This is a genomic window from Corallococcus interemptor, assembly GCF_003668875.1.
Taxonomy (GTDB): domain Bacteria; phylum Myxococcota; class Myxococcia; order Myxococcales; family Myxococcaceae; genus Corallococcus; species Corallococcus interemptor.
Window position 1 is genome coordinate 70793 of sequence record NZ_RAWM01000004.1, and the last position, 22633, is coordinate 93425.

General features: G+C 71.0%; 20 protein-coding genes and 1 pseudogene. 5 read left to right on the forward strand and 16 right to left on the reverse strand.

Annotated features, from left to right (window positions below; all coding sequences use genetic code 11):
- Positions 1 to 1182, forward strand: a complete 1182-nt coding sequence (locus D7X96_RS02540) for an ATP-grasp domain-containing protein (protein ID WP_121768887.1) — start codon at positions 1 to 3, stop codon at positions 1180 to 1182.
- Here D7X96_RS02540 and D7X96_RS02545 read toward each other — a convergent pair.
- From D7X96_RS02545 to D7X96_RS02560, 4 genes and pseudogenes are all read right to left on the reverse strand, one after another.
- Positions 1175 to 2026 (reverse strand): tetratricopeptide repeat protein, encoded by an 852-nt coding sequence (locus tag D7X96_RS02545; RefSeq protein ID WP_233609484.1) that lies wholly within the window; start codon positions 2024 to 2026, stop codon positions 1175 to 1177. The genes D7X96_RS02540 and D7X96_RS02545 overlap by 8 nt on opposite strands.
- Positions 2023 to 2451 carry a hypothetical protein gene (locus tag D7X96_RS02550; RefSeq protein ID WP_147442747.1) on the reverse strand — a complete coding sequence of 143 codons (429 nt, stop codon included), beginning with the start codon at positions 2449 to 2451 and terminating at the stop codon, positions 2023 to 2025. The genes D7X96_RS02545 and D7X96_RS02550 overlap by 4 nt, the downstream gene beginning before the upstream one ends.
- 74 nt (positions 2452 to 2525) lie before the next feature.
- Complete coding sequence (locus D7X96_RS02555; protein WP_120548665.1) at positions 2526 to 3329, reverse strand: hypothetical protein; 804 nt, start codon at positions 3327 to 3329, stop codon at positions 2526 to 2528.
- A gap of 219 nt (positions 3330 to 3548) precedes the next feature.
- A pseudogene (locus D7X96_RS02560) lies at positions 3549 to 4178 on the reverse strand (DUF5953 family protein); the annotation flags it as partial.
- A 73-nt stretch (positions 4179 to 4251) separates the two neighbouring features.
- Here D7X96_RS02560 and D7X96_RS02570 point away from each other — a divergent pair.
- The gene (locus tag D7X96_RS02570; protein ID WP_147468206.1) at positions 4252 to 5544 is read left to right on the forward strand and encodes an AMP-binding protein; all 1293 of its coding nucleotides are present in this window, start codon (positions 4252 to 4254) and stop codon (positions 5542 to 5544) included.
- Here the strand turns inward: D7X96_RS02570 and tmk are convergent.
- Both tmk and D7X96_RS02580 read right to left on the reverse strand, forming a co-directional pair.
- Positions 5507 to 6163 carry a dTMP kinase gene (gene tmk / locus D7X96_RS02575; protein WP_121768889.1) on the reverse strand — a complete coding sequence of 219 codons (657 nt, stop codon included), beginning with the start codon at positions 6161 to 6163 and terminating at the stop codon, positions 5507 to 5509. The two genes, D7X96_RS02570 and tmk, sit on opposite strands and share 38 nt — an antisense overlap.
- A complete protein-coding gene (locus tag D7X96_RS02580; protein ID WP_233609481.1) occupies positions 6160 to 6498 on the reverse strand; it encodes a hypothetical protein in 339 nt (112 codons plus the stop codon). The genes tmk and D7X96_RS02580 overlap by 4 nt, the downstream gene beginning before the upstream one ends.
- 214 nt (positions 6499 to 6712) lie before the next feature.
- Between D7X96_RS02580 and ribB the strand changes: the two genes are divergently transcribed.
- Together ribB and D7X96_RS02590 are read left to right on the forward strand one after the other, a co-directional pair.
- Complete coding sequence (gene ribB, locus D7X96_RS02585) at positions 6713 to 7840, forward strand: 3,4-dihydroxy-2-butanone-4-phosphate synthase (protein ID WP_121768890.1); 1128 nt, start codon at positions 6713 to 6715, stop codon at positions 7838 to 7840.
- 78 nt (positions 7841 to 7918) lie between these two features.
- A complete protein-coding gene (locus D7X96_RS02590) occupies positions 7919 to 9298 on the forward strand; it encodes an MFS transporter (RefSeq protein ID WP_158626299.1) in 1380 nt (459 codons plus the stop codon).
- A gap of 3 nt (positions 9299 to 9301) precedes the next feature.
- Here D7X96_RS02590 and thrC read toward each other — a convergent pair whose 3' ends face one another.
- The 5 genes from thrC to greA all read right to left on the reverse strand — a co-directional run bounded on the left by thrC (position 9302) and on the right by greA (position 15566).
- A complete protein-coding gene (gene thrC, locus D7X96_RS02595; protein WP_120548660.1) occupies positions 9302 to 10633 on the reverse strand; it encodes a threonine synthase in 1332 nt (443 codons plus the stop codon).
- Positions 10630 to 11196, reverse strand: a complete 567-nt coding sequence (locus D7X96_RS02600; RefSeq protein ID WP_121768891.1) for a hypothetical protein — start codon at positions 11194 to 11196, stop codon at positions 10630 to 10632. Before D7X96_RS02600 ends, thrC begins: the two co-directional genes overlap by 4 nt.
- A gap of 90 nt (positions 11197 to 11286) precedes the next feature.
- Positions 11287 to 11922: a protein-L-isoaspartate(D-aspartate) O-methyltransferase gene (locus tag D7X96_RS02605; RefSeq protein ID WP_120548658.1), complete on the reverse strand. Its 636-nt coding sequence runs from the start codon at positions 11920 to 11922 to the stop codon at positions 11287 to 11289.
- A gap of 98 nt (positions 11923 to 12020) precedes the next feature.
- Positions 12021 to 14942 carry an ATP-dependent DNA helicase RecG gene (gene recG / locus D7X96_RS02610; protein ID WP_121768892.1) on the reverse strand — a complete coding sequence of 974 codons (2922 nt, stop codon included), beginning with the start codon at positions 14940 to 14942 and terminating at the stop codon, positions 12021 to 12023.
- 117 nt (positions 14943 to 15059) lie between these two features.
- Positions 15060 to 15566, reverse strand: coding sequence for a transcription elongation factor GreA (gene greA, locus D7X96_RS02615; protein WP_120548656.1), 507 nt, complete (start codon positions 15564 to 15566; stop codon positions 15060 to 15062).
- Between the two features lie 185 nt (positions 15567 to 15751).
- Between greA and D7X96_RS02620 the strand changes: the two genes are divergently transcribed.
- Positions 15752 to 16282, forward strand: a complete 531-nt coding sequence (locus tag D7X96_RS02620; RefSeq protein ID WP_120548655.1) for an FHA domain-containing protein — start codon at positions 15752 to 15754, stop codon at positions 16280 to 16282.
- A 20-nt stretch (positions 16283 to 16302) separates the two neighbouring features.
- Here D7X96_RS02620 and D7X96_RS02625 read toward each other — a convergent pair whose 3' ends face one another.
- The 5 genes from D7X96_RS02625 to D7X96_RS02645 all read right to left on the reverse strand — a co-directional run bounded on the left by D7X96_RS02625 (position 16303) and on the right by D7X96_RS02645 (position 22541).
- Positions 16303 to 17247 carry a hypothetical protein gene (locus D7X96_RS02625; RefSeq protein WP_121768893.1) on the reverse strand — a complete coding sequence of 315 codons (945 nt, stop codon included), beginning with the start codon at positions 17245 to 17247 and terminating at the stop codon, positions 16303 to 16305.
- Positions 17248 to 17563: 316 nt separating this feature from the next.
- Positions 17564 to 18082: a hypothetical protein gene (locus D7X96_RS02630; protein WP_147442746.1), complete on the reverse strand. Its 519-nt coding sequence runs from the start codon at positions 18080 to 18082 to the stop codon at positions 17564 to 17566.
- A 54-nt stretch (positions 18083 to 18136) separates the two neighbouring features.
- Positions 18137 to 21208, reverse strand: coding sequence for a CHAT domain-containing protein (locus tag D7X96_RS02635; RefSeq protein WP_121768894.1), 3072 nt, complete (start codon positions 21206 to 21208; stop codon positions 18137 to 18139).
- Entirely contained in the window at positions 21205 to 21750 is a 546-nt protein-coding gene (locus D7X96_RS02640; RefSeq protein WP_233609480.1) for an RNA polymerase sigma factor, read from the reverse strand. The genes D7X96_RS02635 and D7X96_RS02640 overlap by 4 nt, the downstream gene beginning before the upstream one ends.
- A gap of 170 nt (positions 21751 to 21920) precedes the next feature.
- A complete protein-coding gene (locus tag D7X96_RS02645) occupies positions 21921 to 22541 on the reverse strand; it encodes a hypothetical protein (RefSeq protein WP_121768895.1) in 621 nt (206 codons plus the stop codon).
- Positions 22542 to 22633 lie beyond the last annotated feature (92 nt).

Below are 22633 nucleotides of genomic sequence, written 5' to 3' on the forward strand. Positions count from 1 at the left end.
ATGGCGGCGAACCTCATCCTTCTGGGCGCAAGGCAGTTCATCACGGAGCGGGCGTGGCAGCTGGGCCTGCGGCCGTTGATCATCCAGCAACCGGGCCAGTCCGATGACTACGTGAACCGGCAGTCCGACCGGGTCCTCCTGATGGGCTACGACGACCCGGCGCTCATCCCCATGCTGAAGGCCGCGCACGCCGTCACGCCCTTCGTGAGCGCCGTCACCGTCGCGGAGGAGGCGCTGATTGCGTGCGCGCGCATCAACCAGGAGCTGGGCCTGCCAGGGACGCCGCTGGAGCTGGTGGAGAAGACACGCGACAAGCCGGCCATGCGGCGGGTGCTCGACTCCGGCGGGTTCTCCCCGGTGCAGTGGGCGCCGGTGAAGACGCGGGAGGACGCCGTCGCGTTCGGTGAGCGCCAGGGCTACCCGTTCATCCTCAAGCCCGTGGATGGCGTGGGCAGCATCGACGTGCGGTTGGTCCGCTCCGCCTCGGATTTGGAGGGCGTGCTGAACGGCCGCGCGTCGTGGATCGCCGAGGAGTACCTGGACGGCCCCGAGTACTCCGTGGAGTGTTTCTCCTTCGCGGGCCGCCACGTCATCCTGGGCATCAACGAGGAGACGAAGAGCACGGACCCCAACGGCAGCGCGTTCCTGGAGGTCGCCCACCAGGTCCCCGCGCCCATGCCTCCCGGACGGGACCGCGAGGTGCGCGACTTCATCCGGAGCTTCCTGGACGTGCTCGGCCTCAAGGATGGGCCTTCGCACACGGAGCTGAAGTACACGTCGCGCGGGCCTCGCATCGTGGAGACGCACACGCGGCTGGGCGGCGACCGGCTGTGGGACCTGGTCCGGCTGACCACGGGGCATGACCTGCTGGACATGACGCTCCAGTGGGCCATGGGGACGCTGAAACCCCTGGAAGCGGATCCGGTGCCCCGGGGCGGCGCGGCCATCCAGTACTTCACCCCGCCTCCCGGCAAGCTCAAGCGGATCAACGGCGCGCTGGCGCTGAAGCGACTTCCGGGCGTCGTGGACATCTCGCTCGCGGTGGAGCTGGGCGCCACCATCCGGCAGGCCCTGAAGTCAGAGGACCGCGCGGGCTACGTGCTCGCCTACGCGGACTCCGTGCAGCAGGCGCAGGCCGTGTGCCGGGAGGTCACCCAGCGGCTCGTGCTGGAGACTACGTAGGGGTCGGCCGGTCGACGCCAAGTGCCTTCAGGCAGGCCGCGGCCCGGGGATGCCCAGCGTCCGCGGCCATCCTGTAATACCGGGCCGCGCGGGCTTTGGACCTGGGCACTCCGTCACCCTTCGCGTGAATCCGCCCCAGGCCGAAACACGCGTTGGCATGGCCTTGCTTCGCTGCTTCCTGGTACCAACGGATCGCGCCGAGGACGTCTCGAGGGCCCCCAATGCCCTTGCGATACATCCATCCCAGGGTCGCCTGCGCATCGGCATTCCCCCCTGCGGCGGCCTGCTTGTACAACTGGATGGCCTTCCCCAGATTCTTCCTGACGCCTCGCCCCCGCTCGTAGGCCTCGGCCACTGTGCAGAGCGCACCCATGTCGCCCTGTCGTGCAAGTGCTCGACAGAGCACGACGGCCTCCTTCCACTTCTCCCGATTCCGGCCGAAGTAGAGCAAGGCCGCGAGATTCCCCTTGGCCTGTGGAAAGCCAAGGACTACGGCGCGCCGGTACCAGCGTTCGGCAATCCGCCTGTCCTTCCGGACGTCCTGCCCCTTCGCGTAGAACAACCCGAGGTTGAAGGCAGCAACATCATCCCCCAGTCGGGCGGCCTTTCTCGTCCATCGGAGCGCCTGCTTCACATCCTTGCGGACTCCATCCCCATACATGAGGTGGAGGCCCGCATTCGTCATCGCCTCCATCCTCCCAGCCCGTGCCGCCATCAAATAGGCATGGAACACAGCTTCTCGGGAGGCCTTGGCATCCGACTCGAGGTTCCAGGCCTGTTCCATGGCCGCGATCTCGAGTGGTTCAATGGGGTCCTTGGTGTTGATTCCGCCAGTCGCGCTCATTCAGGCATGATCCTCTGGACCCGCTGGCTTCCCCGTTGAAAGCGGAACGAGGCTCCCCCGTCCGCCCACACCGCGCCCGGCCCGTAGCAAACATCCGACATGATGAAGTGCACGTTGATGTTCTCGTCCAGGATCTCCACGGCGGATGTGTAGCTCTCCAGGCGAGCCAGACACCGCGCCACGGCATCATGTGGATCATCGTGCGTCAGGGCTTCCAAACGCTCTCGCTTGAACTCCTGACTCGCAAGCTCAAAGGCCTTCCCATACTCCCCACCGACATTGCTGCAGTCCGGCAGGCTGGCGGTACGAACCGAGGTACACACCAGCAGCGGTCTCCCCTTCAGATCAGATGGCCCCGTCAAATGCATACAGGAGAGGCCCATCAGAGCAAGGCCGCAAACAACTCCCAGACCCGACTTGCGCATGACAGCTCACTTGACCGAAAGGTGTGCTTGGACATCGCTGACGAGCGATAGAACCGCATCTACCCACTGCGCTGTCAATGCGGGTGGAAGCGGGTCACGAAGGGCACGGCTTCACTCTGTCCGTCCGGGACCCGCGTCCCGACGACGCGCAGGAAGCCCTGTGCGTCCAACCTCGCGGCCGTGGGCTGCTCCTTCCCGGGGAGGTCCGTCCGGTGCGCGCGAAGGACCTTCAAGCCACTCTTGTCCACGTGGACAACCCCCAGTCCGGAGGCGCCCTTCGCATCCTGACTCCAGGTGGCGGCGACCACGGTGCCATCCGCCAGCAGGTCCATGCCCACAAGCGCCTCCTGCACGCTCGGGAGCCCTGACTTGAAGAAGGCGTAGCCTCCGTCGCCGAAGAACGGGTCCTGAGCCGCGCTCGCGCTCAGCCCCACCACCACGCCCTGGCTGGTCCCATCGGAGAACACCGCCTTGCCCCCCACCAACCGCTTCCCGTTCGACAGCCGGATGAGCGTCCTCGGCGTGAGGTCTGGCGAGCTGAAGTCCGAGAGGGAATGGAAGGTGTTGTCCAGGGTGCCACTGAGGTTGAAGCGGCGCACGACCAGGTTATCGAGGCTGCCCGTGGAGGTACCCGCCACGACGATCTTGCCGTCATGCCCGGCAACGACGCACAAGCCTTCATCCTGGTGCCCCTCGTCCGCCGTCGCCACGCCGTCCCCGCTGAAGGTCGTATCCAGGGCCCCCAGCGGCGTCAGGCGGATCACCACCAGATCCAGGCCACTGTTGTCGACCGTGCCCGCGCCGATGATCCGTTCGCTCGCGTCGAGGGTGAGCGCGTGAAGGGTGGAGATGCCCGTGGAGAGCTGGAAGGTGCGCACGCCCGTGCCACCGAACGTGGTTTCCAGGACGCCTGCCGGCGTGACCTGCCGGGATGGAGGAGCCGGCCCGGCCGGTGCGAAACTCCCAGCAGAGTCGTGCCCCTACCTCGCTACCGCTCGGAGCGACTTGGATTCGATACCCCGCCCGGTTGGCCAACTCACTGGAGGTTGCGCAGTAATCTCACGAACTCGCTGTCTCACTCACGTTGACAGGTTCCGCTGTGCGGAAGCGGCTGACCAGTAGTTCAGCCACCCGAGAAAGTGCGGAATCTCAGGCGAAGACCTGTCCCATGGGAGCTTGAGCGACGGCAGCCCATAGGGCGGAACGTGCAGCTCATCGCCGGGATGGCGGAAGTGTTGCGCCACGATCCCTCCGTAACCGCTCGGCGTCACATGCCCCCATACCGCGCGAGCGCTCTCCGCGATACCTGCAAGCACATCGACAGCCCCCGCGATGCCGACTGCGTCTAGTGGCAGGTCCGCATGGATCTCAAAATGCGGTGGGCCTCCTGCGGCAAGACCGCTTGGGTTTTCCAATCCGGCAACCGTCACTGGCCGGTCATCATCATCGTTGCAGAGGAACGGAAACCCTCCGTTTTCCATGTTGGCCGCGACCCACTCGTCGCGTTGAGGCAATGCAATGAGGTCTTCTGGCTCAAGGGTCCGGTAGCACGTCTCCACCAGCACGGGCCAAGGCTGGGAAGCCTCGCGGACGACGCACCGTCCCCCGTCAGTCCACGGCAGCTTTGCTGCTCGCTGGAGGTTGGCGACCCTCGGGTTCCGCACCGTTGGCTCGTTTCGGCGCGGCGCTGACGTCGCGCAGGCCGAGAGAAAGAGCAGAAGCGCGATGCTGGGGGCAAGATGTCAGACCCATGGGTCATAGTCCGCGATTATCTGACATTCCTCGTTTAGGGACTTGTTCATGGATGCTGCGGAGAACGGCGAAGAGCTCTTCCATTCGACCCTCCACCTCGCGGACCTGCTCTATCCACGAGCGGAGCGGTTGGGAGATGCGCGGCCATCCGAGGAGTGGAGCTTCTCGAACCTGGACACCCGGGCGCGGGCCCTGGGGACGTGGCTGCGGACGCTGAACGCGGCCGGCGAACGAGTGCTGCTGCTGTATCCGCCAGGCCTCGAATACGTCGTGGGGTTCATGGGCTGCCTGTACGTGGGCGCCATCGCGGTGCCGTGCCACCCGCCGGATCCTTCCCGGTTGGACAGCGCCCTGCCCCAGCTTCTTGCCATCGCTCGGGATTGCGGCGCGCGCTTCGTGCTGACGACGAGCAGCATCCTGGAGATGTCCCCGCTCCTCACGTCAGAGGCGCCGGAGCTGGGTGAACTCCACTGGGTGGCCACGGACATGGTGCCGATGTCGCTTGCGGAGGACTGGAAGCGGCCAGCGCGGGCACAGGTGGCCGTGCCCACCGCATCCGAGGACGTGCCTCTGCTCGACACGGACGAACGGTACATGCCGCTTCGCGAGTTGAACGACCTGCCGCCGCCGTCCCCGCCGGACGATACGCGCTGCATCCCCGCGCAGTTCCGCGCGCAGGTGACGCGCACTCCGGACGCGGTGGCGGCGGTAGCGGAAGATGAAACGCTCACCTATGCGCAGCTGGATGCGGCCAGCGACGCGCTGGCGTGGCACCTGCGCGAGCACGGTGTCTCGCGGGGCGTGCGCGTGGGCCTGTGCGTGGAGCGCTCCACCCGCATGGTGGTGGCGATGCTCGGCATCCTCAAGGCAGGCGGTGCGTTCGTTCCACTGGATCCGGACTGCCCGCGGGAACACCTGGCCGCGATGATGGAAGACTCACGGGCGCGGGTGCTCGTCACGGAGTCCCACCGGGTCCAGCACCTGCCGGTGGACGGCGTGTGCACCGTCCTGCTGGATTCCCAGGACGCGTTCGAACTGGAGCTGCTGGGGCCCCCGCGCGCGGGCACGACGCTGGAGGACCCTGCCTGCGTCCTCTACCCGGCCGGCGCCTCCGGCAAGCCCACTGGCGTGATGGTTCCGCACCGGAGCGTGGCGGACTTCTTCAGCGCCATGGACGCACGCGTGGGCGCGGCACCCGTGGGCACGTGGCTCGCCGTCACCCGCATCTCCTGCGACAGCTCCATGCTGGAGCTGTTGTGGTCGCTCGTCCGCGGCTTCCGCGTCGCGGGAGCACCTTCAGGGCTCAGCGCTTGCGCACCAGCAACCGCCGCACCTGCTTGAGGCACGCATCCGTCACGGCCTCCACGGACAGCTCACCGTCGATGTTCACGATGCGCTCGCGCTTCTGCCGCAGCGTGATGGCCTTGAGGTACTGCTTCGCGATCCGCCGCTGGGCCTCGTCCGCTTCGAACAGCTCCGCGGGGCCTCCGCGCACGGCCCGGCGTGTCGCCGCGACGTTCGGATCCACGCCCACGAACAGCGTCAGGTCCGGCGACACCGCGTGCGCGTTCACCGTGTCCACCCACGTCATGGGCAGGCTCGCGCCCTGGTACGCCAGCGAGGACAGCACGTAGCGGTCGCACAGCACCACCTTGCCCTCCTCCAGCGCCGGCAGCACCCGCGCGTGCAGGTGGTCCGTCCGGTCCGCCGCGAACAGGAGCGCCAGCGTCTCCTGCGCCAGCGGCCCCCGGCCGTGCGGCAGCCCCAGGCGGCCCGTGAGCGCCTGGCGCAGCATCGTGCCGATGGGACCGTCGGAGGGCTCGCGCGTCGTCACCACCGCGTGCCCGTCCGCCCTCAGCGCGGACGCCAGCCGCTCCGTCTGCGTCGTGGTGCCGGCGCCATCCAGGCCCTCCAGCACGATGAACCGCCCCGGGAGGGCGGCCTTCCTCGCGGCGCTCACCGGGGAAGGAGCGCGGCGGGGTTGTCCAGGTGCAGCTCGCGGCGCAGCGCGAGCAACGCCTCGTACCGCTGCAGCTCCTCCACCAGCACCGCGCGGCCCTTGCGGTAGCTGCGGAAGCCGTACACCAGGAGCCCCAGCGCCAGGAGCGTGGCGCCCCAGGCCAGCAGCGGCGTGCGGAGCGAGTCGTAGAACAGCTTCCCCGCCGCCCCGCCAATCAGCATGAAGGCGATGACGGACACCCCTGCGTGGGTGAAGTGGGTGGTGCTCTGCCGGGTCGCCAGGCTCTCCTGCAACTGGTCGAACCGGGCCCGCTTGTCCTGGATGTCTGCGCTCACGGAGCCGAGCACCCTACATCACACGTCCCAGCCCGTCGAGTCGCCGGCAGGGCTGCGCCTACCTACACGGACGCTCAGTCACAGGTTGCGCTCATCCCAGCCATTGAACGGACGCACGCTCGCTGCCCGGGCATCGCTTGCCACCCCACCCCCCTCGCGTTACATGCCGCGCACCATGCCTCTCCACGTCGTCAGCAGGATGAGTTCCCCCGACATGAGCCGAGACTCCGAGTTGAACACCATCGAGGAGGCCATCCGCGACATCCAGGCCGGCAAGTGCGTCATCGTCGCCGACGACGAGGACCGCGAGAACGAAGGCGACCTCATCATGGCCGCCGAGCTGGCCACGCCGGAGATGCTGGCCTTCATGGTCCGCCACACCAGCGGCATCATCTGCCAGCCCATGCTCGCCGAGCGGCTGGACGCGCTACGCCTGCCCCAGATGGTGGCGGAGAACACCGAGTCCCACCGCACCGCCTTCACCGTCTCCGTGGACTTCCGCCACGGCACCACCACCGGCGTCTCCGCCAGCGACCGCACGAAGACGATCCGCGCGCTCGCCGATCCGAACAGCACCGCGGACGACTTCCTGCGCCCCGGCCACATCTTCCCGCTGCGCTACCGCGAAGGCGGCGTGCTGCGCCGCGCGGGCCACACCGAGGCGGCCGTGGACCTGGCGCGGCTGGCCGGCCTGCAGCCCTCCGGCATCCTCTGCGAGCTGGTGAAGGACGACGGCACCATGCAGCGCATGCCGGACCTGAAGCAGTTCGCGCGCGAGCACGGCCTCAAGCTCATCACCATCGCGGACCTCATCGAGTACCGCAGCCGCAAGGACCGCCTGGTGCGCCGCGAGCCCGGCCAGGGCGTCGTGCGCACCCGCCACGGCGAGTTCACCGCCTACACGTACACGTGGACGCCCGATGGCGCGAAGTCGCTGGTGCTGGTGAAGGGCGACCCGTCCAAAACCCAGCCCGCCCCGCTGGTGCGCCTGCACGGCGCCTGCGCCATGGGTGACGTGTTCGGGTCACCGGATTGCAAGTGCAACCTGCTGCTGGACCGCGCGCTGGAGAACGTGGCGCGCGAGGGCACGGGCGTCATCGTCTACCTGCCCGGCATGCACGGCAACGACTTCGGCATCCACCACAAGCGCGCGGGCGACGGCAGCAACGCGTCCGTCAGCCGCGCGGCCAACGAGTCCCGCGACGTGGGCATGGGCTGCCAGATCCTGACCGACCTGGGCGTGAGCGCCATGCGCGTCATGTCCAACACGGACATGACCTACCGGGGCCTTTCTGGATTCGGGCTCACCATCGAGTCGCGCTTGCCGCTCGTGGTGGACTAGCAAGACCCGCGAGGTTCGCGGGACGCCCTGTGTCAGACCGGGATGGGAGGGTTCCCCCCCATCCAGCGAGACCAGGGCATGCGAACCGAACCGGGCCACGGCATCGACGACGACCCCGGGCGGCCGCCCTTCTCCCGGTTCGTGCTGCTGTGGTCGGGCCAGACGGTGTCGGGCATGGGCTCGCACCTCCATGGCTTCGGGCTGGGCGTGTGGATGTACGAGCACACGCAGTCCACGTCGCTCTACGCGCTCATCGCCCTGGCCAGCTTCGCGCCGGGCGTGCTGGTGGCGCCGCTGCTGGGCGGCGTGGTGGACCGGCAGGACCTGCGAAGGGTGATGATCCTGGGCCACGCGGGCGGCGCCGTCTGCACGTTGCTCATCGCGCTGCTGATCGCCCTGGACCGCTTGAGCCTGGGCGCCATCCTCCTGCTCGTCGCGGCAGGCGCGGCGTTCAACAGCATCCAGCTGCCCGCGTTCCCCAAGGCCACGACGTTGATGGTGGCTCCGGAGCAGCTCCCGCGCGCCAACGGCCTCATGCAGCTGGGCGTGGCGCTGGCCCGCATCGCCGCGCCCCTGCTGTCCGGCGTCCTGTTGCCCGTCATCGGCGTCATGGGCCTGCTGGCCATCGACCTCGTCACGGCGGGCTTCTCCCTGGCGGTGCTCCAGGCGGTGCGCATGCCCGCGCCCGCGCGGGACGTGGCCCCCGCGCGGGTGTCACTTGGGGTGTCCCTGGCGGGCCGCGCGCTCCAGGACGCCGCGGTGGGCTGGCGCTACATCCGCGAGCGGCCCGGCCTGCTCGGCCTCCAGGTCCTCCTCACGTGGATGAGCTTCAACCTGGGCATCCTCCAGGTGCTCGTCACCCCGCTGATCCTGTCGTTCGCGGACGTGCGCACGCTGGGCGCGGTGATGACCGCGGGCGGCGTGGGCATGCTCGCCGGCAGCCTGCTGCTGCTCGCCTGGGGCGGTTCACGTCAGCGCGTCTGGAGCGTGTTTGGCTTCGTGTTGCTCCAGGGGGTGTTCATGGGCCTGGGCGCGACCCACGCGTCCCCGTGGGTGGTGGGCGCGGGCGCGTTTGGCGTCCTCTTCACCGTCCCCGTCATCATGAGCTGCAACCAGACCCTCTGGCAGCGCAAGGTCCCCACGGCGCTGCAGGGCCGCGTCTTCGCCGTGCACGCCGCGCTGTCCGGTGGCTCCATCCCCATCGCCTATCTGCTCTCCGGGCCGCTGGCGGAGCTCGTCTTCGAGCCGCTGATGGCCCCGGGCGGACCGCTAGCCTCCGCGCTGGGCCCGTGGGTGGGCGGCGCGGGTCCCGGCCGGGGCATCGCGTTGCTCTTCCTGCTGCTGGGCGCCGCCACCGTGTTGCTGGTGGCGGCCTGCATGCTCATCCCGGGCGTCCGCCGCGTCGAGCAGGCCCTGCCCGACGCGCCGCTGGAGCCTGCTCCACGGCTCACGGGGTGACGCTCAGCCCAGGTCCTTCAGGGCCTCGCGCACGGCGGACAGGTCCGCTGGCAACTCCAGCGGCGGGTTCGCGTGCGCGGCCGTCACGTCCTTCAACGTCCGCCGGTGGTAGCCGACCTTGAAGTCCGCGAACTTCAGCCCGTGCGCGGTGGCCACCACCGCGACGCTGGAGCCCTTCGCCATCACGCCCGACGCGGCCAGCTTCTCCACCGCCGCCAGCGCGACGCCCGTCTGCGGACAGGCGAAGGTGCCCTCGCGGTCCGCGCGGGCCGCCGCGTTCGCCAGCTCCGACTCCGACGCCTCCTCCACCACGCCGTCGAACGCGCGCAGCATCCGCACCGCGCGGCGGAAGGACACCGGGTTTCCAATCTGGATGGCGGACGCGAGCGTCGCCCCCGCCTGCATGGGCACCAGCTCCTGGAAGCCGCCCCGGAAGGAGCGCGCCAGGGGGTTCGCCCGCTGCGCCTGCGCCACCGCGATGCGCGGCCGCCGGTGGATGAGCCCCAGGTTGAAGAGCAGATCCAATCCACGGCCCAGGGCGCTCGCGTTGCCCAGGTTGCCGCCCGGGATGACGATCCAATCCGGCGGCTCCCAGCCCAGGTCCTGGCACAGCTCGATGGCGATCATCTTCTGGCCCTCGATGCGCAGCGAGTTCATCGAGTTCGCCAGGTACAGACCCGTGTCCGCCGTCACCGCCTGCACCAGCTTCATGCAGCCGTCGAAGTCCGTGTCCAGCGACAGCACGCGCGCCCCGTTGGCGATGGGCTGCACGAGCTGCGCGAGCGACACCTTGTTCTTCGGCAGGAACACCACCGCCGGGATGCCCGCCGCCGCGGCGTACGCGGACAGCGCCGCGGACGTGTCCCCCGTGGACGCGCACGCCACCGCGCGGATGGGCGTGCCGCGCGAGCGCAGGTGCTTCACCGCGGACACCAGGACCGTCATCCCCCAGTCCTTGAAGCTGCCCGTCGGAGAGACGCCGCACTCCTTCAACATCAGCGAGCCCAGCCCCAGCTCCGCCGCCATGCGCGGCAGCGGCTTGAGCGGCACGCGCCCCTCGCCCAGCGAGACGATGTCCTCCGTGGGCAGCTCCGGCAGCGCCCACTCGCGCTTGCCCCAGACGCCGGAGCCGTCCGGCAGCCGGGACGTCGCGAAGCGGGACTCGAAGCGGCGCTTCCACTCCACCGCGGGGATGGCGCGCAGGGCGGCCTCGTCGTGCACCACCTCCAGCAGGCCTTCACAGCGCGGGCAGCGGTAGACGACGTCCCACAGCGAGGCGGTGAAGCCGCAGCCCTCGCTGCACGCATAGCCCGCCGTCAGCGCCGCGGACGTCATGCCTCCACCTCCACCTTCGTTCCGCACGCCACGCACGCGCGGCCCGGCCAGGCCGGCACGTGGCAGGAGGGACAGGGCACGCGCTCGCCCTCGTCCGCGCCCCGGCGCTTCGCCGTCGCGGGCGCCGCCACGCGGACGCGAGGCAACCGCATGCCGCAGCCATCACACAGCAGGCCCTCCGCCTGGACGTGGCGGCAGTAGCGGCACGTCACCGCGCCCACGGGTGCGGCGGTGCGCACGCCGTCGTCCTGCGCGCGGCCCGTGTCCAGGTCCGTCATCGGCGCGACGGGCACCTCGCCCGTGGTCCCCGAGCGGGTCAGCTCCAGGTCAGGCACGGACTGGGCCGGCAGGTCCGGCCCCGAGCGCAGCCGCGTCAGGTCCAGCTCCGGCAGCGCGGGCGCGTCCACCGGCACGCGGCCCCCCGCGTGGTGCGTCAGCTCCAGCTCCGGCAGCGGGGCCACGGCAGGCGCGGGGATGTTCATGAGGCCGGGGAAACGCTTGCCGCAGCCTTCGCACTCTTCGCCTTCCGACTGCACGTGGTCGCAGACCGGGCAGATGATCATGGCCGGGACGTTACCGGTCCCCTCTCCCGTCGGCAACGCGACCCGGGGCGCCGCGAGTGGGCGTCCAGGCGCGCGTCCTGCCGCACCTCTTCAGCCTGGCGCCGCTCCCAGGCCCGTCATGGGGACGAAGCGCACCGGCAGCAGCCGCTCCACCTGGGGCAGCATCCCCGGCTGCCTCCGGCGGATGCGCAGCAGCTCCTGCGTCTCGTGCACGCCGCCCACGGGGATGACCATCCGGCCCCCAGGCCTCAGCTGACGCAAGAGCTCCCGGGGAATGTCCTCCGGCGCGGCGGTGGCGATGATGGCGTCGAAGGGCGCGGCGTCCGGCCAGCCCAGGGAGCCGTCACCCTCCTTGTAGAACACGTTGTTGAAGCCCAGCCGATGGAGCAGCCGCCGGGCGGGCCGGGCCAGCTCGCGGACGATCTCCACCGTGAAGACCTCGCGGGCCAGCAGCGCCAGCACCGCCGTCTGGTATCCGGAGCCGGTGCCCACCTCGAGCACGCGCTCACAGCCGCGCAGGCGCAGGGCCTCGGTCATCAGGGCGACGACATAGGGCTGGCTGATGGTCTGGCCGTGGCCGATGGGCAGCGGGACGTCCTGATGGGCCGCGTCCCGCGCACCCGCCGGCACGAAGTCCGCGCGGCTCAGGTTGGCGATCGCCGCGAGCACCCGCCGGTCCCGGATGCCCTGCCGTGCCAGGTACTCTGATCGGCCCCAGTCTCCCATGGCTGACGTCCCCCGTGGTCCCCCGGGCAAGAACGTAAGCACCCCGACAGTGCGAGCCATACCGGAGGGCGGGTGCCTGCCTGCTCGCTCCTACCCGCCTACCCGACACGGGCCAGCGCGAGCCGGCCCTCCCAGCGCTCCTCCAGCGCCTTCACGAGCCCCTGGTGATCCGGATCCTGGAGCTTCGGGTCGGTGTCCATGATGCGCCGCGCCTCCGCCTGCGCGAGCGACAGCAGGTCCCCGTCGCGCACGAGGTTCGCCACGGCCAGCTCCGGCAGGCCGCTCTGGCGCGTGCCCAGGAACTCGCCGGGGCCGCGGATCTCCAGGTCCTTCTCCGCGATGACGAAGCCGTCGCTGCTGCGCTCCATGACGCCCAGCCGCTCGGTGGACTCCCAGGAGCGCGCGGCGCCCGCGACGAGGTAGCAGTAGCTGGCCGCGGCGCCACGGCCCACGCGCCCGCGCAGCTGGTGCAATTGCGACAGGCCGAAGCGCTCCGCGGACTCCACCACCATGACGGACGCGTTGGGCACGTCCACGCCCACCTCCACCACCGTGGTGCAGACGAGCAGCTGGATGCGCTTGTCGCGGAAGGCGTCCATCACGGCGTCCTTCTCCTCCGGCTTCATGCGCCCGTGCAGCAGGCCCACGGTGGCGTTGGGGAACACCGCCTGCAGCTTCGTCGCGCCCTGGGTGGCGTCCTCCAGGTCCAGCTTCTCCGACTCCTCCACCAGCGGATAGACGACGTAGGCCTGGTGTCCCTTGGCCAGCTCCGCGCCCACCGCTTCGTAGACGCGCGCGCGCTGCTCGTTGTTGAAGACGCGCGTGGTGATGGGCGTGCGGCCCGGCGGTAGCTGGTCGATGATGGACACGTCCAGGTCGCCGTAGAGCGTCATCGCGAGCGTGCGCGGGATGGGCGTGGCGGTCATCACCAGCACGTCCGGCGTGAGCCCCTTGCTCATGAGCGTGTGGCGCTGGAGCACGCCGAAGCGGTGCTGCTCGTCGATGACCACGAGCCCCAGCTTCTGGAAGGACACGCCGCCTTCCAGCAGCGCGTGCGTGCCCACCGCGAGGTGGATTTCCCCCTTGCCCACCGCCTCGCGCACCTCGCGCTTGTGCTTCGCGGTGCCCGCCGCGCTGATGAGCCCCACGCGGTAGCCCAGCGGCTCCAGGATGCGGCGGAAGGTGCGCTCGTGCTGTTCGGCCAGGATTTCGGTGGGGGCCATCACCGCCACCTGGTAGCCGTCCTGGAGCGCCACCAGGCCCGCCACGAGCGCCACGGCCGTCTTGCCGCTGCCCACGTCGCCCTGCACCAGCCGGTTCATGGGCTCCGCGCGCGCCATGTCCCGGGCGAGGTCCCCCACCACGCGCGCCTGCGCGCCGGTCAGCTGGAAGGGCAGCGCGGCGCGGGCCTTCTCCAGCCGCTCCGGCGTGACGGCGAAGGAGATGCCCTCCTCCGCCTTGATGCCCTGGCGCTTGAGGGCCATGCCCAGCTGGAGGAAGAACAGCTCGTCGAACGCGAGCCGGCGGTGCGCGGGGCTCTGGTGCGCGTCCAGCGCCTCCAGGTCCGCGTCGTCGGGCGGGAAGTGGATGAAGCGCAGCGCGTCCGGCAGGCCCATCAGGTGATAGCGGCGGCGCAGGTCCGCGGGCAGCGGTTCTTCCAGGTGGTGCGCGTGCTGTTCGCTGATGCGCGAGGCCAGCTCGCGGAAGGAGCGCTGCTCGCCGCGCTCGAAGCCCGGGTAGACGGGGACGATGCGGTGGAAGTGGACGGAGGTCGAGTTCTCCAGGTCCTCGGCGGGCTCCAGCTCCGGGTGCGCCATCTCGCGGCCGTTCATGGACGCGCGCACCTCACCGGAGAGCACCAGCTGCTTGCCCACGGAGAAGCGGCTCTTGAGCCACGGCCCGGCGTTGAAATAGGTGGCCGCGATGCTGCCGGAGCGGTCCCCCACGACGGCGCGGAACATGCGCTTGCCGCCGCGCCCCGGCACGAAGTCCGCCGTCTTGACGGTGCCCACCGTCACGCCGCGCTCGCCGGGGATGAGCTCCGCGATGGTGCGCAGCTTGCGGCGGTCCTCGTAACAGCGTGGCAACAGGAACAGGATGTCGCCCGTGCGGCGCAGGCCCTTCTTGTCGAGCACGGCGACGAGGCGCGGCCCCAGGCGCTTGCCCAGGGACTTGAGCGGCGCGGACAGCGGCCCGGTGCGCGGCGCGATGGACAGGAGCTTCGCCTCGGAGCGGGACGCCTCCGCGCCCACGGCCTTGGCCTTCTTCTTCCGGGCCTTCTCCGTGGGAGCGCGGTCCGCCGGCGGCGCGCCCTTGCTGGGCCTGGTGCCTGGAGGCACGGTGGCGGCGTTCTTGGACGCAGCCATGCGCGCGCCGTAGGGCTGGGCCTCCACCTGCGCGGGGCCCGTGCGTGATGCCGCTCCCCGTGTGCCGGAGGGCATCGGCTCGCCCATCGACGCGTTCCGGGCCGCGGCCATGCGCGCGCCGTAGGGCACGGGTTCGCCCTTCGCCGGGCCTGTGTTGCCATCCGGGGGACGGGCGGCCGGAGCACCACCCTTCACCGGCGGCACGGGGTCCTGCGAACGCCATGGAGGCACGGTGTTGCCCCGTGCCTCCAGCGTCCCTGGTGGCGGCGTCACCCGGCGGCGCGGCGGCGCGGGGATGAGCTCCCCTTCGAGCACGTGCGCGCGCTCCGGTGCCCGGGGAAACCCCGCCGCCGCGGCGTTGATCTCCCCGGTGACGACGACGCGCTCCAGCTCCTCCGGCAGCGCCACGCCGCTGAGCTTCAGCGCGCCCAGCACCTGGCGCAGCGCGGCCTTGCGGTGCTCCGGCGGCGCGGGCGGATCCACGTGCGGCAGCGCCGCCCTCAAGTCCTCCAGCGCCCGCGCGTCCACGCCGTTGGCGGCCGCCAGGGTGCGCTCCATCAACGTGCGCAAATCACGCACGATCCCGAGCTGGGCGAAGTCACGCTGACACGCGTACTTGAGAGGTCCAACGAGGCTGGCGAGCGGGTGGTTCACGCGGGATTTCCAGCCTCCATCCTACGAAGCGCCCCTGACGCCGCAGGGAAAACGAAACCGGGGGAGCGAGCCCAGGCCCGCCCCCCCGAAAGACACCCGGCCAGCCGGGCTTCAACGCTAGCTGGCCGGCTCTTCCTTCGGATCCTCGAAGCTGATGGACACGACCTCCAGCTCGCGCACGCCGCCAGGGCTCTGCACCGTGGCGATGTCGCCCACCTTCTTGCCGATGAGCGCGCGCGCCACCGGCGAGGTGACGGCGATCCAGCGCTTCTTCAGGTCGGCCTCCGTCTCACCCACGAGCCGGTAGCTGATGGTCTTGTCGTTCTCCGTGTCCACCAGCTCCACGGTGGCGCCGAAGACGACCTTGTCCCCGCCCAGCTTCGCCGGGTCGATGACCTCCGCGCGGGCAATCCAGTCGCCGAGGGTCAGGATGCGCCCCTCGATGTGCGACTGCTTCTCCTTGGCCGCGTGGTACTCCGCGTTCTCACGCAGGTCGCCGTGCGCACGCGCGACCTCGATTTCACGCGAGATCTTGCCCCGCTCCACGGACTGGAGGTGCTTCAGCTCGTCCTTGAGCTTCTGCAGACCGTGGGGGGTCATCGGGATGTTGTCGCTCCCGCTCATCGAACCACCGCTCCTTCCGTCACCTGGCTGCTTGCATCGGAGGTCCGGCGTTCCCTCCTGGAACCCGGCCCGCGACTCGAAAGGGTCAATGTAGGGAACGAGTGACTGGCCGGTCAACGAAAGCCTTACAACCATCGTCTGGTAGTGGCTGGGCGCCCGACGGCCGACCCGTTAGGCTGCTGCACGTGCTGTCCGTCCAGGAATTGCGCGCGCTCGCCTCCGCCCTCCCCGTGGGCACCTTCCAACATCAGCTGGGCCCCTTCGCGCTGGTGCAGCGTCCGCCGTCGGAGCTGTCCGCCGCGGCGCTCGCGCCCACCCGCATGGCCAGTCCCGGCGACGTGGAGCAGGGCATGCTCGCCCTGCTCTTCGAGTTCGACGACCTGCTCGTCGCCACCCTGCCCACGCTCCGGGACTCGGAGGTGCTGCGCATTGGCCGGAGGCTGGACTGCGAGCTGGTGCTGGACGACGCGTCCGTGTCCAAGCAGCACGCGGAGCTCAAGTGGAGCCGCGCGGAGGGCCGCTGCACCGTGCGCGACCTGGGCTCCACCAACGGCACGTTCGTCAACGCGAGCACCATCGGGCAGCGCGAGGTGCCGCTGAGGGGCGGCGACATCCTCAGCTTCGGCAACGTCCAGTTCTGGTACCTGCTCACCGCCGCGCTGCATGAACGGCTGCGCGCGGGCGCGGCCTCCGGCCTGGGCTCCCACTCCGGCTGAAGGGCCGCCCCACCCTCACCTCACGGGCACGCGCCGCAGTCCGCCGCGCACGCGTCGTACGTGTTGGACGCACCGCAGGACTCCGTCACCTGGCAGATGCCGTCACCGCACGCGGCCAGGTCCGCGTCGCGCACGCGCGTGGTGAGCGGCTGGAAGGTCACCCCACCCACCGTGCAGCTCGTGAAGGCGAGGGAGGTCCCCTCCCGCGTGCACACGGCCGAGCAGCTGCCCACGTAGGCGAGCGGCGCGCACGTCATCCGGGGGTGGCCGCTGCCATCCACCACCGCGCACGCGCGCGTGGTGCTCTGGGCCGCGGTCAGGGGCGGGTTCTGGCTGCCCGCGTAGAGCCCCTGCCCCTGGAAGACGTTGCCGAAGAAGCAAGACTCCGGCCGCGTGAACGTGGCCAGCTCCTCCGCCGTCGTGGGGATGGGCGCCCCCTGCCCGTTCCGGCCCAGCACGGAGATGGGCACGCTCACGCCGAAGCGATTGGCGTGCGCGGCGAGGCACGCGGAGACCATCTGCTGCTCGGCCAGCGTCGGGGGCGCTCCGTTGGCCCAGCCCGGCGCCAGCCCCAGCAGCCCCGGCCAGGTATGCACCGTGTTCGTCTGGGCATCCGTGTACGAGCGCGTCTGTCCTTGCGGAACCGCGCAGCGCACGACGTAGCGCATGACCTGCTCCGCGAGCGCGGGATCCGCGCTGAACCACTGCGCGAAGCTCGCCGTGGACAGGCCGTTGAAAGACAGCCCATTGAAGGACAGGCCGTTGAAAGACAAGCCATTGAAAGACAGCCCGTTGAAGGACAGGGCGTTGTAGCTGAGGGCCGCCTGCCTTTGCGTGGCCAGGTCCTCCCCTGGCGCGGGCGCCCCCGAGCCAGGGTCACAGCCCGCTCCCAGCACCGCCAGCATCAACGCCCAGGCCCCCAACGTTCCCGCGCCACGACGACGCCCGCATTCCACGTTCACCATGTGTGTGCACCCTCGCTGCTGCCGCGAGCGCTCCAGCCGGGCTCACGGTCGTTCGGACGAGAAGGGCGTCAAAGACAAACAGGTGAGCAGCGCCCCCTCACGCACGAAAAGTGTGAGCACGTTGTACGTGGGGCAAGGCATGAGAGCTAAGGGAAACGCGGGAGCGCAGTCAGAGCCGACACTCGCGCCGTCTGGGGTTGAACGCGTGGGCCTGTGTTCATCCAGGAACATGAAGGCCGTGGCCCCGCAGGGTGAGGCGACGTCTCCCCACTCCGGCGCCACGGCCGTCCGTTGCTTCACTTCATGAGGCTTTCGATTACCGCTGGGCCTGGGGCGAAATCTTCACCTGGGCCTTGTTCAGCTTCATGGCCGTCAGCTCGCGGTTGATGTTGGCCAGGTCCGTCTGGGTGAGGCCGAGGCCCGGATCATGTCCGCCCGGGGGACCGCCGCCCTTGGGGCGCGGGCCTTCGGGGGCGACGGCGCCGCCCCGGTCCGGGTCCACCAGGGACGTGCCGCCACCGGCCTCCACGGCCGACAGCGCCTTGAAGTTGGCGGTGGTGCTGGCCGCGTCCTTCTGGGTGAGCTGCTTCACCAGCGTGAGCTTTCCGCTGCCCCGGTCATACCGGTACATGCGGGTGCCCTTGGCGCCCTCGTCCACGGCCACGTCCACGGAGCCGGTGGCCTTCGCCGCCGCGGGGCTCGCGATGGGCTTCGCCGGGGCGAGCTTCACCGGGGTGTTCTGGGTCTTCGCCTGCTGGGCTCCGGCCTGTGCCGCCGACAGCGTGGCGATGCCCACGGCCATCCTTCCCACTGCGGACTTCCAACGCGTGATCATGATTCCTCCCGGCTCCCATACGCGCGGCGGCGCGTTTATTCGCCGGGACTCTACCTATTCGAACGCGACCAGGTCCTGGACCCAGCGGGCGCTGCCCTGCTCCAGCCACCGGGCGCGGGTGTCCCGGAGCGCCTGGGCGGGCGGCGTGCCGCGCCGCAGCGATTCCTGGAGCGCCTGGAAGAAGGCGCCGGCCTCCACGTCCGGCACCTCCGTGGAGGGCGCCACCACGGCCCGGGCCCCCGCCTGGATGAGGGCGGACGGCAGGCTGGACACCGCGTGGTAGCGCCACGCGCCCACGTTCGCGTCACAGGCGGCCAGCATCACCACCGGGGAGCCCCGGAGCGTGTGCCGCTCCAGGTCCTCCGCGGTGAGCGCGTAGCGTCCGGACGCGTCCGGGGACAGCGCCAGGAAGGCCGCGTCGGACATGGTGCCGGCCAGGCCATGCGTGTGCAGCTCCACCTCCGTGGCGTCCTCCATCTCCGCGAGCACCGCCTCGGGCGTCGCCGCGCGGCCCCGCAGGTGGACGTCCCCGGCTCCAGTCACGCCCTTCCACGGCATCAGGCGCGGCAGCCCCAGCGTGGCGGGCGGCTCCACGTCCGACACCACCAGCCGCTTCGGCGCGGGCGCCACGGCGGGGGCCTCCACGCGGTGGCCACCGGGGGCCAGGTAGCTCCACGCGCGGTCCCCGGGGAGGAGCCCCGGGCGCCCCTGGAGGATGGGCTCCGCGAGCACCTTCACCGCCTCACAGCCGGCGAGCACCTGGAGGATGGCGTCCGGCACCGCGGGCACCTGTTCGCGCAGGGGCCGCTTGAGGGCGTTGAGGTACAGCCCGCTGCTGGAGCCCGTGGGGCCCCGGGCCACGAAGAGCATCCGCTCGTCCTGGCCCGCCAGCGCCAGCAGGCACGACGTGGGCGCGGTGCGGTCCACCTCTTCCGCGAGCAGGTCCACGGCGGGGCCCCACTCCTTCGCGCGGCCCGCGTCCATCACCAGCACGTGGTGGCTGTGGGCCCAGGCCTTGCGCGCCTCGATGTCGGTGGAGCGGTGGAGCGCGGAGCCGGTGATGACCCCGCGCAGGACCTTCTGGCCCGCCGCGCGGTCGCGCTCGATGAGGATGCGCCCCTCGATGTGGTCCACGAGCAGCCGCTCGCCGATGGTGAGCGACGGGTCCTCGCGCAGCACGCGGATGCGCTCGCGCACGCGGTCCAGCTCGCGGCCCGGCACCGCGCTGCCCTCCAGCCGCAGCAGGTCTCCCGCGACGGCGACCTCCAGCAGCGTGGGCGCGGTGGGACAGGTGAGCGCGTCCTGCACCTCGCGACGGGCGCCCTTGGCGTCCAGGTCCTCCACGAAGAGCAGCGCGCGAGCGTGGTGGTACTCCGAGCGGCGCGCGCAGTCCTGGGGCGCGTGCTGGACGTACTCGTCCAGGTAGGCGCGGGCCAGCGCGGGGGCGTGGCTCAGCCGGGCGCTCGTCACCAGGTCGGCCAGGAGCAGCTCCTCCTGGAACCAGCTGTCCGTGCGGAATGCCTCCTCCAGCGCGGAGCGGGCCAGCGACCCGGCCTCCTGGCGGCGATCCATCCGGTTGTAGAGGGCCGCCAGGCTCCGCTGGAGGTCCACGCAGCGGTACTGGAAGCCCGCGCTCCGGCACGACGCCAGGCCGTTCTTCAGGGACGTCTCCGCCGTCTGCATGTCCCCCCGGTCCTGCGCCGCCTGGGCCCGGCCGCGGGCGAGCGGAGCGTCGTACCAGGCGGGCTCTCCGGACTGACGGACCAGCGTCGTCAGCTCGTCGACGAAGCGGTCCTCCTGGTGGAGCAGCAGGATGCCGCCCATGAGCAGGTCGCGCTCACCGGAGCGCCGCAGCCGCGCGAGGAACGCATCCGCCTCCGGGCCCTCCAGCGAACGCGTGCCGGAGAGGATCTCGCGGTAGGTGTTGGCCAGCGGGCCGCGCTTGCTGAAGTCCGCCGAGGCGACGCGCGCCACGTAGGCGCTCGCCGTGTTCGTGCGGGTGGCGTCGTCCAGCAGCTCGGCCAGCGGGGCCAGGGCCTTCACGCGCTCCACGGACGGGGCCGCCCGGAGCGCGTGGTAGAGGTACAGCCGCGCCAGGTCCGGGTTGCGGCGCGCCATCGACGCCGGGTACGGCGTGCCGTCCAGCGCCAGCGCCATGCCGGCCGCGTTCATGGCCTGCCACGAGTCCCGCCGCGCCAGCGCGCCCTTGCGCAGGCCGTCGGCGCGCTCGGCGGCCTCGGTGCTCCAGCCGGGCTCCTTCGCCTGGGCCACGCGGGAGAACTCCGCCGCGGCGGCCAGCTCCAGCGAGAGCGCCTGGAGCGCGAGGCCCCGGTTCCAGTGCAGCCTCACGTCGTCCGGAGCGGACTCCAGGCCCACCTCCAGCACCGTCAGCGCGCGCTCCGGCTGGGCCCGGCCCAGGGCCGCCAGCGCCAGGTCTCCCATGACGGCGGGCGTCGCGGGCAGGCGCCCCAGGATGCGCTCCGCGCGCTCGAAGTCCCCGGCCGCGAGCCAGGCGGTCGCGACGCCGTGCAGGTCCCCGTTCGCCTCCAGCTGTGACAGGGCCTGGAGGTCCAGCTCCGGCTTTCCGTCCGCGCCGCCGCGCAGGGTGCCCGGGGCACGGTAGGCCGCGAGGCCCGGGTGGCTCAGGCGGCCCTCCAGCGGGCGAGCCTCGGCGACCGCGAAGGGCAGTGTGCGTTCGGGCTCGGAGGTGCGCCACGGACGTCCCACCGCCAGCACCGCGAGCACCACCGCGGCGGCCGCGGCCGCGAAGCCCGCCACGCGGCGGCGATCCCACCTTGCGCGGGTGCGAGCATGCGCAGGCGTCGTGCCCGCGCTGGACGTGCTTCCCCCACCCGGCACCGCGCGCAGCGCTTGCCCCTGCGTGGCAGGGCCGCCATCAGCGCCGGAAGGCACCACGGGCCCGGCCTCCGTGCTCACGGGCGCCTGTGCTCCGGACGCCGAGCGTGCTTCGGCGGCGGCCTCCACCAGGAGGCTCGCCTGGACCTGGTCCTCCAGGCCGGCCTGGCACTCGGCGCAGGTGGCGAGGTGGGCCTGGAAGGCCTCGGCCTCCTCCAACGGAAGCTCTCCGTCCACGAAGGCGGCGAGCTGTTCACACGACACGCTCACGCCGGGCCCCCCGCGGTGCCTTCCCGGGCCAGGAGCAGCTCCTTGAGCTTCTTGCGCGCACGAAACAGCCGGGTGCCCACCGTCATGGACGGGATGCCGAGCCGCCGGCCGATCTCCGCGTAGCTCTGTCGCTCCATGTCCTTCATGCGGACCACCTCGCGCAGCTCCGGGGGAAGCTGTTCCACCGCCTGCCACACGTCTTCCAACGTGTAGCGCGCCCATGTCTCCGGGGCGGCTTCGGCCTCCGCCAGGGTGTCCCCCATCGCGTCGGTGAATTCCTCCTGGGGGTGGCGCCGGTCGTGCCGGCACCAGTCGAGGAAGCGTCGAACGAGGATGGACGCCAGCCACGCCATGGGGGGCGCGGACCGGTCATACGTATGAAACGCGCGGAAGGCCCGCTCGTAGGTCTCCTGCAACAGGTCCTTCGCGTCCGACGGGTTGCGGCCCCGGCACAGGATGCGGGCCCGCTCCTCCAGCGCTGGAGCACACCGCGCGATGAGCGCCTGGAACTCCGCGGCATCCTCACGGGAGGCCGAAGGCACCTCCGGCTCGGATGCGGAGGACTCCCCGGGCGGGACGGCGCGGGGCGATCGCGGGCGGAAGACCACGAGGCCGTTCCTAGCAGGAGCCGCCCCGCCCGCGAAGTCCGTCGACACCCTCCCCTGCGCTTCCCACCTGGCGGGTGGGAGGCCCGGCACGGTGGCCCGGAGGGCTAGCAGGGGCCGTTGCCCAGCCGCACGCCCGTGCGGACCCGGCCCTTGAAGACGCCCAGCGCCGCCCCGAGCCCCGTCACCCGCACCTTGCTGTAGCTCGACCCGCCCGTGCCGATGTTGACGCGCAGCGAGCAGTGGGCCGGCCAGAAGGGGCTCGCCGGGTACCAGGTGCCGGTCGTGCTCACGGAGCCCATGGCGTACCAGAAGCCGCTCTTGAAGCCGAACGCCGCGCCGGAGATCGCGATGCCCTTGCAGGCGCTCTCGGTGACGTTGCTCGTGGCGGGGATGACCTCCACGAACGGCTGGACGTAGGCGCCGCCCAGGCCGGTGACCTCCGTCACGAAGCGGTGCGGGCAGGACGGCTGATCATACGTGCCGTCGTTGGAGGCCGCCGACGCGTCCGCGTACGAGCAGTGGGGGAACACGGCGGTGACGACCGCGCCGTCCGGCTGCGCCAGCACCACGTCCGAGCCCACGCAGGACTCGTCGATGGCCTGCTCCTGGCTGGCGACGGACTCGTCCACGACCTCGGCGCCAGGGGTCTCCTCCTCGAGGGGGCCTCCACAGGCGGTGGCGAGCGAGGCGGCGAACAGGAACGCGGCGGCAGGGATGAAGCGCATGGGTGACTCCGGAAGGTTGAGCCCACCCGCGGGCTCCTCCCTGTTACGTCCGGTGCCTCGCTTATTCCCCCGCGCCATTTCCACGCCGTTTT